At 33.7% G+C, this 14,999-nt stretch carries 18 protein-coding genes and 2 tRNA genes; 3 read left to right on the top strand and 17 right to left on the bottom strand.

The window, feature by feature from the left end; genetic code table 11:
- Position 1: 1 nt before the first annotated feature.
- The 7 genes from DR871_RS05665 to ruvC all read right to left on the bottom strand — a co-directional run bounded on the left by DR871_RS05665 (position 2) and on the right by ruvC (position 6,772).
- Positions 2 to 2,686: a PAS domain S-box protein gene (locus DR871_RS05665; RefSeq protein WP_113664469.1), complete on the bottom strand. Its 2,685-nt coding sequence runs from the start codon at positions 2,684 to 2,686 to the stop codon at positions 2 to 4.
- Positions 2,687 to 2,695: 9 nt separating this feature from the next.
- Positions 2,696 to 3,238: a heme NO-binding domain-containing protein gene (locus DR871_RS05660; RefSeq protein ID WP_113664470.1), complete on the bottom strand. Its 543-nt coding sequence runs from the start codon at positions 3,236 to 3,238 to the stop codon at positions 2,696 to 2,698.
- A gap of 2 nt (positions 3,239 to 3,240) precedes the next feature.
- A complete protein-coding gene (locus DR871_RS05655) occupies positions 3,241 to 3,654 on the bottom strand; it encodes a response regulator (protein WP_113664471.1) in 414 nt (137 codons plus the stop codon).
- Between the two features lie 116 nt (positions 3,655 to 3,770).
- The gene (locus tag DR871_RS05650; RefSeq protein WP_113664472.1) at positions 3,771 to 4,136 is read right to left on the bottom strand and encodes an MmcQ/YjbR family DNA-binding protein; all 366 of its coding nucleotides are present in this window, start codon (positions 4,134 to 4,136) and stop codon (positions 3,771 to 3,773) included.
- 9 nt (positions 4,137 to 4,145) lie between these two features.
- Positions 4,146 to 4,943, bottom strand: coding sequence for a cyclase family protein (locus DR871_RS05645; RefSeq protein ID WP_113664473.1), 798 nt, complete (start codon positions 4,941 to 4,943; stop codon positions 4,146 to 4,148).
- A gap of 80 nt (positions 4,944 to 5,023) precedes the next feature.
- Positions 5,024 to 6,160, bottom strand: coding sequence for a radical SAM family heme chaperone HemW (gene hemW, locus DR871_RS05640; RefSeq protein ID WP_113664474.1), 1,137 nt, complete (start codon positions 6,158 to 6,160; stop codon positions 5,024 to 5,026).
- A 57-nt stretch (positions 6,161 to 6,217) separates the two neighbouring features.
- Positions 6,218 to 6,772 carry a crossover junction endodeoxyribonuclease RuvC gene (gene ruvC / locus DR871_RS05635; RefSeq protein ID WP_091172893.1) on the bottom strand — a complete coding sequence of 185 codons (555 nt, stop codon included), beginning with the start codon at positions 6,770 to 6,772 and terminating at the stop codon, positions 6,218 to 6,220.
- Positions 6,773 to 6,827: 55 nt separating this feature from the next.
- Here ruvC and DR871_RS05630 point away from each other — a divergent pair, with 55 nt between their 5' ends.
- On the top strand, positions 6,828 to 7,790 hold the full coding sequence (locus tag DR871_RS05630) for a lysylphosphatidylglycerol synthase domain-containing protein (RefSeq protein WP_113664475.1): 963 nt from the start codon (positions 6,828 to 6,830) through the stop codon (positions 7,788 to 7,790).
- Positions 7,791 to 7,793: 3 nt separating this feature from the next.
- Positions 7,794 to 8,897, top strand: a complete 1,104-nt coding sequence (locus DR871_RS05625) for a glycosyltransferase family 2 protein (RefSeq protein ID WP_317125672.1) — start codon at positions 7,794 to 7,796, stop codon at positions 8,895 to 8,897.
- Between the two features lie 101 nt (positions 8,898 to 8,998).
- Here DR871_RS05625 and DR871_RS05620 read toward each other — a convergent pair whose 3' ends face one another.
- Together DR871_RS05620 and DR871_RS05615 are read right to left on the bottom strand one after the other, a co-directional pair.
- Complete coding sequence (locus DR871_RS05620) at positions 8,999 to 9,475, bottom strand: hypothetical protein (protein WP_113665427.1); 477 nt, start codon at positions 9,473 to 9,475, stop codon at positions 8,999 to 9,001.
- Between the two features lie 42 nt (positions 9,476 to 9,517).
- A complete protein-coding gene (locus DR871_RS05615) occupies positions 9,518 to 9,907 on the bottom strand; it encodes a hypothetical protein (protein WP_113664476.1) in 390 nt (129 codons plus the stop codon).
- Between the two features lie 51 nt (positions 9,908 to 9,958).
- Between DR871_RS05615 and DR871_RS05610 the strand changes: the two genes are divergently transcribed.
- Positions 9,959 to 10,459 carry a DUF456 domain-containing protein gene (locus DR871_RS05610; RefSeq protein ID WP_113664477.1) on the top strand — a complete coding sequence of 167 codons (501 nt, stop codon included), beginning with the start codon at positions 9,959 to 9,961 and terminating at the stop codon, positions 10,457 to 10,459.
- 124 nt (positions 10,460 to 10,583) lie between these two features.
- On the opposite strand, the gene DR871_RS05605 is transcribed toward DR871_RS05610, so the two are convergent.
- The 8 genes from DR871_RS05605 to DR871_RS05570 all read right to left on the bottom strand — a co-directional run bounded on the left by DR871_RS05605 (position 10,584) and on the right by DR871_RS05570 (position 14,842).
- Positions 10,584 to 10,769: a GIY-YIG nuclease family protein gene (locus DR871_RS05605; protein WP_165355308.1), complete on the bottom strand. Its 186-nt coding sequence runs from the start codon at positions 10,767 to 10,769 to the stop codon at positions 10,584 to 10,586.
- Positions 10,770 to 11,039: 270 nt separating this feature from the next.
- Positions 11,040 to 11,219 carry a GIY-YIG nuclease family protein gene (locus DR871_RS05600; protein ID WP_113664479.1) on the bottom strand — a complete coding sequence of 60 codons (180 nt, stop codon included), beginning with the start codon at positions 11,217 to 11,219 and terminating at the stop codon, positions 11,040 to 11,042.
- A 122-nt stretch (positions 11,220 to 11,341) separates the two neighbouring features.
- Positions 11,342 to 11,587 carry a GIY-YIG nuclease family protein gene (locus DR871_RS05595; protein ID WP_113664480.1) on the bottom strand — a complete coding sequence of 82 codons (246 nt, stop codon included), beginning with the start codon at positions 11,585 to 11,587 and terminating at the stop codon, positions 11,342 to 11,344.
- A 67-nt stretch (positions 11,588 to 11,654) separates the two neighbouring features.
- Positions 11,655 to 11,731: transfer RNA gene (locus DR871_RS05590), tRNA-Asp, on the bottom strand.
- Between the two features lie 282 nt (positions 11,732 to 12,013).
- Positions 12,014 to 12,087 (bottom strand) — tRNA-Asp (locus DR871_RS05585).
- 86 nt (positions 12,088 to 12,173) lie between these two features.
- Entirely contained in the window at positions 12,174 to 13,112 is a 939-nt protein-coding gene (locus tag DR871_RS05580) for a DUF58 domain-containing protein (RefSeq protein ID WP_113664481.1), read from the bottom strand.
- 167 nt (positions 13,113 to 13,279) lie between these two features.
- Positions 13,280 to 13,597 carry a thioredoxin gene (trxA, locus tag DR871_RS05575; RefSeq protein ID WP_024980008.1) on the bottom strand — a complete coding sequence of 106 codons (318 nt, stop codon included), beginning with the start codon at positions 13,595 to 13,597 and terminating at the stop codon, positions 13,280 to 13,282.
- Positions 13,598 to 13,930: 333 nt separating this feature from the next.
- On the bottom strand, positions 13,931 to 14,842 hold the full coding sequence (locus DR871_RS05570) for an outer membrane beta-barrel protein (protein ID WP_113665428.1): 912 nt from the start codon (positions 14,840 to 14,842) through the stop codon (positions 13,931 to 13,933).
- Positions 14,843 to 14,999 lie beyond the last annotated feature (157 nt).

Raw genomic sequence — 14,999 nt, 5'->3', positions numbered from 1 at the left:
GTTATTTATTAAGTTTTACAAAAAAGGTTGACCCCTCTCCTAATTCACTTTCGATCCAAATTTTACCATTATAGGCCTCAATAATTTTCTTTACGATTGCCAAGCCAAGTCCTGTGGAATGCTCACTTTTAGTATATGATTGAAAAGTCTTAAATACTTTTTCATAATGTTCTTTTGCAATTCCTACGCCATTATCTTTAACAGAGATTACATAATGATCAACGTATTCTTCTGAAGCTATTTCTACATAACCAGGATCCCGTTCTATATAATTTACAGCATTTCCTATAATGTTTTGGAATAATTGCTGAATTCTATAACGATCTGCCATGAGTATAGGTAATGTATTTTTTATAGCAATGGTCACATGTTTGGGAATGTGAATTATATCAATGATGCTTTGTATGATTTGATGTGTATTTACACTTTCTAAAGTTAGATTTTCTTTATCAATTTTAGAATAGGTCAATATCCCCTCGATTAAATGATCCATTTTTTCTACTTTATTTTCAATCATTGAAAAATATCCTAAAGTTTGCTCACTAAATGCTTTATCACTATCCTCTTTTATCCACGAAATTAGAGAATGAATACTACGCAAAGGTGATTTTAAATCATGGGAAACTATTTGGGCATAATCTTCGAGTTCTTTATTTGTTTTTGCTAATCTTGCAACCAATTCTTCTCTTTGATTTTCTAATAATTTCTTGTTAGATATATTTTCTTCAATAGCAAAGTATCGGACTATTTCACCTTTTTTATTATATAAAGCTTGCCCTTGTATTTTTACCCAATATTTCTCCCCCGTTTTTGTGTAATTTACAATTTCACAATTAAAGGGTTGACCTTTGCTAATTTGATCTTTTAAATACCGAATAGTTTCAGGGTTTGTCTCTTTACCCTGCAACAGATTCCCTGGTTTTATTCCTACCAATTCCTCTTTAGTGTAGCCAGACATTTTCTCAAAACTGGAATTAACCCATTCTGTATTGCCCTGTGCATCAGAAATCACAACTGCATTTATATTTTTTTCAGCAATTAAGGAGAGCAAATAAATTTTTTCTTCTTGCTCTTTTTGCTCAGTTATATCCAGATGAATTCCTATGGAACCAACAATTTTTCCATTGATATCATAATTTGGTGCGCCACTGATTAGCCAATGTCTGTTCTCTCCCGTTTTATTTTTTATTTGTATTTCATATGAATCTGATACCCTTTGAGTCCGTAATATATTTTTTGTACCAACAAACTCTTTACTTTCTTTGGTCAGAAATAGATCTGAAGCATTTTTCCCAACTAATTCCTCCATACTGTAGCCACTAATTTCACTAAAACTATGATTCACTAAAGTGATACAATCGTTTTGATCAACCTCAACCAAACCTAAGTTCATATTGGCAATGATGCTACTGTATTTCTCTTTTTCGTTTTGCAATAATGTTTGATGATTCTTTTTTAAGGTAATATCCACATAGGACCTAAGATTTCCTTTATAGATACCATCTCTAAAAATGGGAATATAGCTTCTCTCAAAAAACCTACCGTCTACGAGCTCTAATTCTTCATTATAAACAGGCTCTTTAGCTTTGAGGATACTATTTAATCTTGCTACATATAAATCCGGATTTTTGAAAAACCGTTTTAAATCCTCTACAGAATTAGAGTAATCCATCCCGATTAAAAGATCCGGCTCTTCTTCAAAATCAAACATCGAGCAGAATTTTTTATTTACCAATAAAACTCTTCTGTCTTCATCTTCTAGAATAACACCCGTTTGCAGGTTCAGAATTAGAAATGAAAGCCTGTCTTCCGATTCAATTAATTTAAAATCAGCATTCTTTTTTTCAGTTACATCTTCAATCATTGCAAAATACTGAATAACATTTCCTGCTGAATCCAGAATAGGTTGTCCTTTCGTTTTAGTCCAAAAATAGCTTCCGTCTTTACGACCATGAACTAATTCTACGTCAAATGTTTCCCCTTTAAAAAATGGGTCAATCATTTTATTTAAATCTTCTTTATTTGTAAACTCACATTTGCCAACCTCAACAGGAGTTTTTCCAATTATTTCTTCTTTAGAAAAGCCTGTCAATTTTAAAAAAGCATCATTACACCAAAAAATAATACCGTCTGGTCTAGTAAAAACAACTCCATTCTCATTAGCACTAGCCACAAGAGAAAGCCTGTTTAACTCTTGCTGATCCCTTTTTAAATCTTTTTTTTGATTATTAATTCTATCCAACAACTCTTTAAGTTCCTGAGTAGTTATTTCTTGCGTTTTCAGCACATGAAGAAGGTCCAATAAAGGATCGTGAAAAGCAAAATCGTGAAATGTTAGTTTTTTTTCTATAACTTGGTTCATTGAAATAAACCATGGAGAACCTACAAATAAAATAGAATCTTTATATTCTTGAAATTGACCTCTTAAATCAACAGAATCATCTGTTGTTCCTAAAACGACAAGTTGATCAATAATTGTTTTTAATCCGTCAGTGGTGGAATTTTCAATATAAGGCCTTTTTACTTCAAAAGTTGAAGCAAAATTGTCGTTTAATTTGATTGATGGAAAAGTCTTAGATAAACTTTTACCCAACCCTATTATTTTTAGATTAGAATCAATTAGAATATAAAAAGGAAACAACTTATTGAAGCTGTTTTCATCAAATTGAAATCCTAAGTTTTTCATTCTTTTTTTTTACCAATTTACATAAAAAATTTCATGTGAACTACCCTCGTCTCGAGTTTGAATTAAACTTATGGTTACCGGCGTATGATACATTATTCCCAGTCCTTGGATTATCCCTCTTACAAAATCTTGAAGCCCTTCTCTTTTTGAAAAATAATGCAAATGAATACTGTTTTCAGTGACTTCAGTAACTTTGAATTCTGGCGGAGTCAGTTTTGGATAAATCAGCATCACTCTATTATGAAAAAGAGGTAAGTTTATTAAAAATTCTTTTAAATTATCTCCCCCTGCTTCCATTAAACCACCGTACTTATCTTTTGTTGTTTTTACAACCCACCATTCTCCAAACGCAATTAAAACAGCACTCAATGTCATGCCCATTTCATTAGAAACTGCCTGAGCCAACTTAAAAGTCAAATCATCATCATAGGGCTCACTGCTTATAAAATAATCAACATCTACACCACTGCGTAATTTAATGGCTTCCCATTTATTCGCACCAAAATTAGCTATGACTAATTCTTCTATCGCCTTATTAACAATTCCATACATATCTACTGAGATATTAATTCATTTCTACTCCAGTATTCTATTAGATGTTTTATTCGATCGATGTAGTCATCGTATTTAAGAGGTTTTAATAGATAACCCGCAATTCCAATTTTGTAACATTCTAATATATCTTTCCTATTGTTTGATGTAGTTAAAATCACGGCTGGGATGTATTTTAAATATTCGTCAGCTTTTAATATCCTTAAAAATTCAATTCCGTTCATTTTTGGCATATTTAAATCCAGCACAATAATATCCGGAACAGTTTCTTTTTCTTTTAATATTTTAATTGCTTCTTCTCCATTATTTGCTTCTAGAATTTTATGCTTAATATCTAAGGTACTTAAAACTCTATTGAATTTCATAACTTCAATAGCATCATCTTCAATTAATAAAATATTTAGTAATTTATTCATCTGTTTTATATAATGTAATTTTTAAAAATAAATAAATTAGAGATGATATACCCTAATTTTCGATAAAATAGCCATTTACTGTAGTCGAACAACTGATTTTAAGCGACGAATGGTTTTTAACCACTGTAAAGTTCTGATTGCATCTTCTTTGTTAAACTTCCGAAAACCAACTCATAGGAATGATCAATCAACTCTCTAATTAAATTATCTGAAACCGATTCATTTACAGCAATTGTATTCCAATGGGTTTTACTCATGTGAAAACCGGGCTGAATGTCATCGTATTCCGCTCGTAATTCCTCGGCACGCTCCGGATCACATTTTAAATTGACTGACGGTTGCCCTTTCTCCCATTGACTTAAAGACGATAATGCAAACATTTTTCCGCCTACTTTAAAAACTAAAGTATCTTCATCAAAAGGGAAATGTTCCGTCACTCCTTTTTTAGACAAGCAATATTCGTAGTACGTTTCTAAATTCATTTTGTAAAATTATTTTGATTCCTCATTTAAAATAGCATACAAAACAGGCTTGCTCGGACTCGCGTCATTCTCAAAAGATGCGATTTGTATATTCAGCAAATAAGTGCCATCTTTCACTTCATCTGGAACAAAAATCAATTCGGTAATCGTACAGTCCAATCGTGCATCAGCATTCAGATTGTTGACATCTTTGACATTCCAAAAGGCTTTGTGCGCCAGTAATTTTCCATCATCTTTTTCTTTATCCACACTAGGCAGATCAATCAATAAATGCTGAATACCGCTTTCGCGAATGAAACGGGCAGCCTCTTCAGAAAGATATGGCGGATTGGTATTCGAATATTTTAAAGATTTTTTTATTTTAAAATTAGGAAGTGTTCTAATGATTAGAGCTTCTTTTGGAACACCTAATTTCAGTGTCACATCGAGCGCATTCAAGATGTTATCCAGTGTAATAACCAAGTCTTCCCCTTGCAATTCCGGCACAACCGAAATCAATTCAGCCAAAAAGAAAAACTGTTTCAACGACTGATTAATGCTGTAAAATTCCCGTGTAATATGCCCCAGACATTCCGTGTGCGTTCCGTGCCCGTGGGGATTGAAGAAAATATTATTAAAGTTTGTCGAAGATTTCCCTTCCGAAACTTTCCCTATCCAATCCCCAAAAACCACGGGTTCAATAATTGGTTTTTCGATATACCAAGCAATTGGATTTTCATCTGTATTTGTCAATGGAATCGAAATATCAATGGGTTTTGATAGGTTGACTTTAATTGTTTGATTGTTATATTGAACTGTTGCTAACACAAGTTATTTTTTATGCTAATCAGACGCTACGACACAAAATTCCTTTCAACTTTGCGACCTTTGCGACCTTTGCGGTTACGTTACTCTTCCAAATTTAAGTAAAATAAGTCTGATGCAATTCCATCCGTCAAAAACTTTCCTTTTGGAGTCGGTTTTAGAATGTTATTTTCGATAAAAACTAAATCATCACCAATGAATTTTTGAGATCGTTTGTTCAAATATTCCAAATAAATAATTCCAAATTCGGTTTCAATTCTATCCAAAGAAACACCCCAAATCGTTCGTAAACCCGTCATAACATATTCGTTGTAACGATCCGTAATCGAAAGGATTTCAGTTTCGTTAGGCAGTTTATTTTCTTGAATGGATTTTATATACAGCGAATTATTCGACACATTCCAACTTCTCGAAATGCCATCATAGCTGTGCGCCGAAGGACCAATTCCAATGTATTTTTTCCCCAACCAATACGCCGAATTATTCTTGGAGAAATAGTTTTCCTTCCCAAAATTTGATAATTCGTAATGAATAAAATCATTGGCTTCAAGCGTTTCTACCAAAATAGCAAAATGCTCTTGCGCTACTTCATCTTTAGGAGCAGCAATTTTTCCCGTTTGAATCAGTTTATTCAAAGCGGTTTTTGGTTCCACTGTCAAGGCATAACTAGAAATATGCGGGATACCAAAAGACAGTGCTGTTTCAATATTTTGTTTCCATTTCTCATTACTCATTCTGGGAATTCCGTAAATTAAATCGAGGGAAATATTGTCGAAATACTTAGTGGCTTCTTCCAAACATTTTTTGGCTTCCGCCGAATTATGAGCTCTATTCATCAGTTGCAAATCGTCTTCAAAAAACGATTGAATCCCGATGCTTAATCGATTAATTTTACTTTTAGACAATTCAATTATTCGTTCGCTTGACAAATCATCCGGATTGGCTTCCAGTGTGATTTCGGGATTTTCAATCACAGAATAATTGCTATAAACTGCAGCAATCAAAAAATTAATTTCTTCAGAACTTAAAACACTTGGCGTTCCTCCACCGAAATAAATGGTTTCGACTTCTTGATTCTCAAACTCACTTTTACGCATTTGAATTTCTTTGGCAATAGCCAAAACCATTTCTTCTTTCTTCTTCATCGAAGTCGAAAAGTGAAAATCGCAGTAATGACACGCCTGCTTGCAAAAAGGGATATGAATGTAGATTCCGCTCATTTATTAGTATTTAGTGGTCAGTTTTAGTAGTCAGTTCTGCAAACTGAAAACCGACTACTATTTTTTAACTCGTTCTTCGTTTTGTTTAACAAAAGCATCCCAACCGGTATAACTTTTGGCACCAACCACTTTTCCAGAATTGAAAAAATGACAAACTGCGGCTGCCAATCCATCAGTTGAATCCAGATTTTTAGGTAATTCCTTCAATCCTAATAATTGCTGTAGCATTTTGGCAACTTGTTCTTTGCTAGCATTTCCGTTTCCGGTAATTGCCATTTTTATTTTTTTTGGTTCGTATTCGGTGATTGGAATATCTCTCGAAAGTCCCGCAGCCATGGCAACGCCTTGTGCGCGTCCCAACTTTAGCATAGATTGCACGTTTTTACCAAAGAAAGGCGCTTCGATTGCAATTTCATCTGGATTGTGTGTATCGATTAGCTCAATCGTACGCTCAAAAATGATTTTTAGTTTTTGATAATGATTGTCGTATTTGGACAATTGCAATTCGTTCAGTTGCAAAAACTCCATTTTTTTATTGACAATTTTTATCAATCCAAAACCCATAATCGTCGTTCCCGGGTCAATTCCTAATATGATACGTTCGTTTGCCAATGATTTAGTTTAAAGTTTAAAGTCTAAAAGTTTAAAGTTTTGTTACTTTGCACCAATGATTTCAATTCCACACAAAACTAAGCAATTCCTAGTACTTCTAATCAAACTTTTGATTGTCGGCGGTGCGTTTTATTTTATTTACAATCAAGTAGCTAATAATGACAAATTAGATTGGCAGAAATTCATTGTTCTATTCCAAAAAAATCAATCGATTGGCGGAATCGCGTTTATTTTGTTATTAAGTGTTTTGAATCGGTTTTTTGAAATCTTGAAATGGCAAAACTTAGTAAAATTTATCCATAAAATATCTTTGGGAAAAGCAACCAAACAAGTTCTTGGCGCATTAACCGCGGGAATTTTTACGCCGAATGGAGTTGGTGAATATGCTGGAAAAGCGTTGTTTTTTGATAAATCAAATACTAAAAAAGTCATTTTCTTGAATCTGATTTGCAACGGAATCCAAATGATATTGACCGTTATTTTTGGAATTTTTGGGTTGTTGTATTTTAATGCGCAGTACAATGTGATTACCACAAAAACGGTAATGCTGCTTTTTGGAATGCTCCTACTACTTTTCATTATTTTATTTTCAATCAAAAAAATTACTATCAAAGGCTATTCTATCGAAAAACTGATTCATAAGATTAATGAAATCCCAAAATCGATTCATCAAAAAAACATCTTTTTAGGCATTTGCCGCTATCTCGTTTTCTCACACCAATACTACTTTTTGTTTCTGGCTTTTGATGTTGATTTACCTTATTTTACGTTGATTGCAACCATTTCGTCTGTTTATTTCTTGGCTTCCTCCTTGCCTACTTTTCAATTTTTAGACTTTGCCGTAAAAGGAAGTGTCGCCGTTTATTTCTTTGGGATTTTAGGCGTAAACGAATGGATTGTGATTTTCATTTCGACTTTAATGTGGTTTTTGAATGTGGTTTTACCGGTGATAATTGGCATTTATTATGTATTGAATTTTAAAATTCTCTCCAAAGTAGAAGGAGACAAAACGCAATAAAAGATGATGATTACCATTGTTTTATACATCATAATCTTCACGTATTGTTTGGCGATAATTGTACTGATTTATGGTTTTACCAAAGTGAATACAATTGAATATACCGGCTTAACGCCAAAAACAAAAGTCTCCATTATTGTTCCTTTCCGGAATGAAACCGAAAATCTGCCTATTTTACTAGCAAGTTTATCAAAGTTGAATTATCCGATGGAATTATTTGAAGTGATTTTGGTCGACGATGAATCTGAGGAATCATTTAAAATTCCAAATTTAAAGTTTAAAGTTTCAGTCATAAATAACATTCGGGTTTCCAATTCACCCAAAAAAAATGCAATAGTAACTGCGATGCAAATTGTAACCACGGATTGGATTATTACCACCGATGCCGATTGTGTAGTCAATACAAACTGGTTATTGACCTTAGACAATTACATTCAGCTTCATGATGTTGCGATGATCGCAGGAGCAGTAACGTATGATTTTGGCAATTCATTTTTGCATCATTTTCAGCAATTGGATTTGGCGAGTTTACAAGGCGCAACCATTGGAAGTTTTGGTATTCACAAAGAATTTATGTGCAATGGCGCCAACTTTGCATATACCAAATCCTTTTTCCAGAAGCTGAATGGTTTCGAAGGAAATGATGGAATTGCCAGTGGCGATGATGTATTCTTGTTGCAAAAAGCGATTGCAAAATCGGCCGAAAAAGTGCATTATCTAAAATCTGAGAATAATATTATCATCACCAAACCAATGAACGATTGGAGATCATTATTTTACCAACGCGCTCGCTGGGCCTCAAAAACGAGTTCGTATCAAAGTAGTTTCGGAAAAGGATTGGGATTGTTAGTTTTTGCTGGGAATCTGAGTTGGCTATTAATTCTTGGTTCTTGGTTCTTAGGCTTAACTACTTTTCAAAATGTCTTTTTAGCATGTACTTTCAAGTTCACAGTTGATACCATTTTGATTTATAAAACCAATCATTTTTTGTCCAAAAACAAAATGCGATATTTGCTTTTGAGTTGTTTCTTATATCCGTTTTTTAGTGTGAGCGTGGCTTTGTATTCGCTGGTTGGGAAATACGAATGGAAAGGTAGAAAATTCTAATATGCACTAAAGCCCTAGCCCAAGTGGAAACGACATCCTTTTTATTTTTGCTCCCAAAAAGAAAAAGATACAGTGAACAACTGGAAATAGCTCCAAAAAAACTACTCTACTTTTAGAATTACCGGAATAATAAATTGTGTTTTTACTGGAATACCGCGCTTAATAGCTGGATTAATTTTTGGAAAATCAACCAAACGAGCTTTCAGAATACTGTCAATTTTGATTTTGTCGTAGGCAACTGAATCCTTTGAAAATTGAGGCTCAAATTGCATCGTTGCATTAGGGAAGACAGTCACCTTAACTTCGATCGTATCCAGTTCAGGATAGAGAACCGAAAGTGTATCAACACTCAATTTCTCTTGAATCAGCTGCGTTAAAACTTCGAAAAAACACTGTTGACGTTGGGCTTTATTATCAATCTTTTCACAATCTACTACCGATGGGTATTCATCGACTTCTTTCCAGTTGATGGATTTCAGTTCCTTTTGCAATAATTCCTTTTCCGAAGGAATTTGCTTGTCAAAGTATTGACAGGAATTAAAAAATATAAATATTAAAAAGAGGTAATACTGCTTCAAGGTTCTGTTTTTGAATTGGTCTAATAATCTATAAAAATACAATTATTTTTTTTGAGATGCTTTCAAAACTAAATAATCTTTGTAGTTTTCAGCAAACCATTTCTTTTTACTTTCGGCAGCAATTTCTTTTTGATCCGGATACAAAGCTGCCAATCGATCTGAGAAAACAGCAATTTGAATTGTGTATGTATAAAATTCCTCTTTTGTAAGTACAATATTTGGATTCGATTTTTTTTCAAAAAACTCAAAAAAAAGCGCATCAAACTCTTTCAAAGAAAAATTCAATACTTTTACTCTGTTTTCGTCATAGATGGTCTCTTTCAAAAGCATATCATTACCACTTACCGTTTTCTCTTGCGCATTTACAGACCAAAAAGAAAGCGTAAAGATGAGCGTTGCAGAAAATAATTGTATTAATTTAATTCTGTTCATTTTATAAATACATGTTGCTTTTGTGTTTTCAAAATTACTAAAAATAAATTTATGGATATCTTACTTTTAATTCTTGGTTTCGCATGCATCATTACTGGCTTACTTGGCAGTTTTTTACCGGTTTTACCAGGTCCAAGTGTGAGTTGGGTTGGATTAGCATTACTTTATTTTACGAATGCTGTTCCTGCTAACTATTGGATTTTAGGAATTGCTTTGTTGATTACAATTGTTATTTCCGTTTTAGATTACGTGATTCCAGCCAAGGGAACCAAGAGATTTGGCGGTAGCTCGTACGGGATTTGGGGAACAAACATCGGTTTGATTGTTGGGATTCTTGCTCCTGTTCCTTTTGGGTTCATTATCGGCCCTTTTGTTGGCGCGTTGATAGGAGAACTTATTTATGATTTTAAAGACCATAATCGGGCTTTGAAAGCAGCCGCGGGATCCTTTGCAGGTTTTCTAGCTTCCAGCTTTATGAAATTTGTAGTTTGCGTGATGTATTTGGGATTGTTTGTGTGGATTGTCTGGAACTATAAATCCGAGTTATTTTAATTTATAAACATACTAAAACATAAAAAGCTTTTCTTAACAGAAAAGCTTTTTATTACTGGTCTCGTTTTTGGAACGAGAGGACTCGAAACCGTCTCGTACCTAAAGACGAGATAGGGCATTTGTGCTATTCAATTTGAAAATTACTTACTAATCTTTCTATCGAAGCAACATTAAGTTTTTTTAATCGTAATTCTTCTTTCAATGCTTCTGTTTTGGTTTCAAATTCTTTGAAATAAACCAAAATCCATGGGCTTTTTCTAGACGTATATCGGCTTAAATCATTATTGTGCTCAAAAAATACGCTTCTCAAGATTTTGAGTAAATCCTTTGTAAAATAATCCTTGATGATTTTTTATGATATAAACAAAATACATATCGACTACTATTTGGATTTTACAAAAACAAAAAAAGCTTTTCTATTAAGAAAAGCTTTTTTATTACTAATCGCGTTTTTGGAACGAGAGTACTCGAAACCGTCTCGTCCCGAAAGACGAGATGACAGGCATGTGTTCTATTCAACTTGAAAACTGCTTACTAACCTTTCTATCGAAGCAACATTAAGTTTTTTTAATCGTAATTCTTATTTTAATGCTTCCGTTTTTGTTTCAAATTCTTTGAAATACACCAAAATCCATGGACTTTTTCCAGAAGTGAATCGGCTTAAATTATTATTGTGTTCAAAAATACGCTTATCAAGATTTTGAGTAAATCCTTTGTAAAATAATCCTTGATGATTTTTTATGATATGAACAAAATACATATCGATTACTATTTGAATTTAACAAAAACAAAAAAAGCGTTTTTATTACTAATCGCGTTTTTGGAACGAGAGTACTCGAAACCGTCTCGTCCCGAAAGACGAGATGACACGCATGTGTTCTATTAAACTTGAAAACCGCTTAATAATCTTTCTATCGAAGCAGCATTAAGTTTTTTTAATCGTAATTCTTCTTTCAATGCTTCTGTTTTGGTTTCAAATTCTTTGAAATAAACCAAAATCCATGGGCTTTTTCCAGACGTATATCGGCTTAAATCATTATTGTGCTCAAAAATACTCTTCTCAAGATTTTGAGTAAATCCTTTGTAAAATAATCCTTGATGATTTTTTATGATATAAACAAAATACATATCGATTACTATTTGAATTTTACAAAAACAAAAAAAGCTTTTCTATTAAGAAAAGCTTTTTTATTACTGGCGGTCTGGACGGGACTCGAACCCGCGACCCCATGCGTGACAGGCATGTATTCTAACCAACTGAACTACCAAACCAGTATTTTAATCTATAACATTCTAATTCTTTAACCCAGTTCTGGAATTGAACCCGTCTCGTCCCAAAAAACGAGATGACAGACATGTATTCTAACCAACTGAACTACCAAACCTTCTTTCTTTTTAAATCAAAAAAGCTATCCACAAAAGTGGAAAGCTTTTCATTGGTCTAACTACTAAACCCGCTACGAGTTACAAATTCGTAGCAAACAACACAACTAACGTTAAAAACCTTATGGGGCAAAAAAGCCTTTCTGTTACGAAAGGCTTTCCCCAATATTGCGGTCTGGACGGGACTCGAACCCGCGACCCCATGCGTGACAGGCATGTATTCTAACCAACTGAACTACCAAACCTCTGCGTTATTGCGGTGGCAAAGATACAATAGATTTCCGTTTACGCAAGCGTTTTTTGAAAAAATAATTGATAAATTTTCGCCTTATTATCCAAAGTTTTGTTTTTCAACTAAGTATGTCATTAATATTTTTTCAAAACTTTCATCCACACTCACCGGAATGTACTTAATTCTATTTTGAGCACAGGTTAAAGCTAACTTCTTGAAGTAACTTTCCATCTCTTTTTCATATTCTTCCTTCACATTATCTGCAAAAACAGCCACTTCTTCTCCCGTTTCCACATCAATAAACTTCCTTGGAGCATTATCAAAGTCAAAACTTAACTCTGTTTTCTTATCAACAACGTGAAACAGGACTACTTTATGCTTGTTGTGTTTCAAATGTTGCAGCGCATTAAAGAGTACTTCTTCACTGGATGATTCTGGACCGGACTGAAACATATCCGTAAATAAGATGATCATCGAACGACGATGGATTTTCTCCGCTATTTGATGCAAAAATGTAACTGTGTCTGTCTTTTTTTCAACAGGAGGTTTCACAAGCAAGCCTTCGAGTGTATTCAAAATCATTCGGTGATGGCGATCACTACCTTTTTCAGGCGCATAGGACTCGTATCTATCCGAAAACACACTTAGACCCACAGCATCGCGTTGTTTCTTCAACAGATTCATTAAAACTGCCGAAGCCAATACCGAAAACCCAATCTTATTCTCAAAAAAGTTCTGATCGTCTTTTAGTTTTGGATAATGCATCGATGAGGAATTATCAATAATGATATGACACCGCAAATTCGTTTCTTCCTCAAAGCGCTTGGTAAACAAACGATCCGTTTTGGCAAACAACTTCCAATCAATGTGCTTAGTACTTTCGCCAACATTATACACTTTATGCTCGGCAAATTCAGCTGAAAAGCCATGAAACGGGCTTTTGTGCATTCCTGAAATAAAACCTTCCACAACTTGATTAGCCAACAATTCCAGGTGCTGAAAACTAGAAATTTTCTCTATTTGCGATTCAATCTTCATCTACCAAATATATTAAAAGATTGAACGATTTAAAAATTAAAAGATTACCGAAGCAAAACTTAATCAAGAAGCTGATATCAATTCAGTTTAAACAAAAAAAAGGCCTGACTTTCGTCAAACCTTTTCTCTGAATCCATACAGATTCTATATAAATCATAATCTACCGATTACAACAAAGCGTCTAAACTATCAGCGTAAGTTTGTTTAGGAGCAACTCCTACTTGTTTTCCTACTACTTCACCATTATGAAAAACCAATACTGTTGGGATATTTCTAACTCCGTATTTTGCAGCAAATTCTTGGTTTGCATCAACATCAACTTTCCCTACAACAACTTTTCCTTCATATTCGTTGCTTAATTCATCGATGATTGGACCTACCATTCTACAAGGTCCGCACCATGCTGCCCAAAAATCCACCATTACAGGTTTGTCTGATTTCAAAACTACTTCTTCAAAAGTAGCATCTGTTATTGCTAATGCCATAATATTTTATTTAAAGTTTATCGTTTGAATATTTCATAGTTCAAACTAGATTACAAATTTAGAAATTAAAAACAAATCAAACACTATTCCCAAATTAGTTTTGACTATTAATCCATTATCAATTCCTATTCTTGTTCGCTGTAAATTTCACCTTTTCTTTTCAGAAGCTATTTCCTGCTGTACACTGTATCTTTTCCAGCTTAAAAAAGCCTAAAAAGGTAATTGCGTTAGCAATTCGACCACGAGGGCTAAAACCCGTGTTCCCAAAACCTGTTTTTTAAACAAAAAAAGGGATGCTTTCTCAAGCATCCCTTCATTTATAAAAAAGCGATATTACAAGCTATATTTCAATCCTAAAGTCAAACCAAGACCACTGATTCCAACATATGAACTTAATTCATCCATTGCTTTACTAGAATCCAATCCGTTTGGATTAGTTGCAGCATTATTTGAATTCACGTCCAAACGATCAACATAATTCGTATTAATTTGAGCCTGACTTCTACCTGCCAAAGCATTTTGACCATTCATAGTAAATTCAGTAGTTTCTTTCGATTTACCATGAACAGTAAAATTACGATACTCCACTTCTGCAAATGCAGAAATATGTTTTCCTAATTTATAAGAAGTTCCTAATGCAGCCATAAAACCTACGGTAGGATTTGGCTTCACTTTATCCACACTATGAACAGCCACGGTAGCTGGACTAGCCACACCAGTTGGCGCAATTGCATCTGTAGTAATTTCTAAATCCCCATGAACTGGCACAAGAACTCCAACTTTTGTGTAGGGTTCAAAACCATTTTGTTCTCCTAAAAATAAAACTAAAGCAGGTGCTAAATCAAAAGCAGTGATTTGTCCCACTGATTTAAAATTATAAACAGGGCGACCACCCGACATAAAAATTGCATCTGTAGTTGTTTGAGCCATTGTTTTATCGTTACTAGAATAATAATTTATCCCCATCTCAACACCTAAACGCGTATTAAATCTATAGCCAACAGTTGCTCCAGTTCTAAAACCTTCACCAAATGAACCTGTAACACTTTCTTCAGAAACTAATTTCCCGCCTACATACACTTTATCTAGTGCCGCATTCCCACCTACAGTAGGAAACTCAGTGGCAGCCGTTTGGATAAAATAAGATCCTCCCAATTTAAAATACCAACTTTCTTTTTTCTCTGTTTGCCCTACCATTGTCATAGAACAAATTGCAAATCCTAATAAAAATAACTGCTTTTTCATAATTTCGTTTATTATCATTTATGCGAAAATAAACCATTTACACTGAAAATTTAATAACAAACACCACCAATTATATGTTAAAAATGATTAATGCATAATAATCAGTTGATTACGGAATTTTAAAATAGGAATAAAGAATACAATTCAATTTCACACC

This window comes from Flavobacterium petrolei, from assembly GCF_003314435.2.
Classification (GTDB): Bacteria; Bacteroidota; Bacteroidia; order Flavobacteriales; family Flavobacteriaceae; genus Flavobacterium; species Flavobacterium petrolei.
Note: the sequence above shows the minus strand (reverse complement) of the source record. Positions and strands in the feature narration are given on the sequence as shown.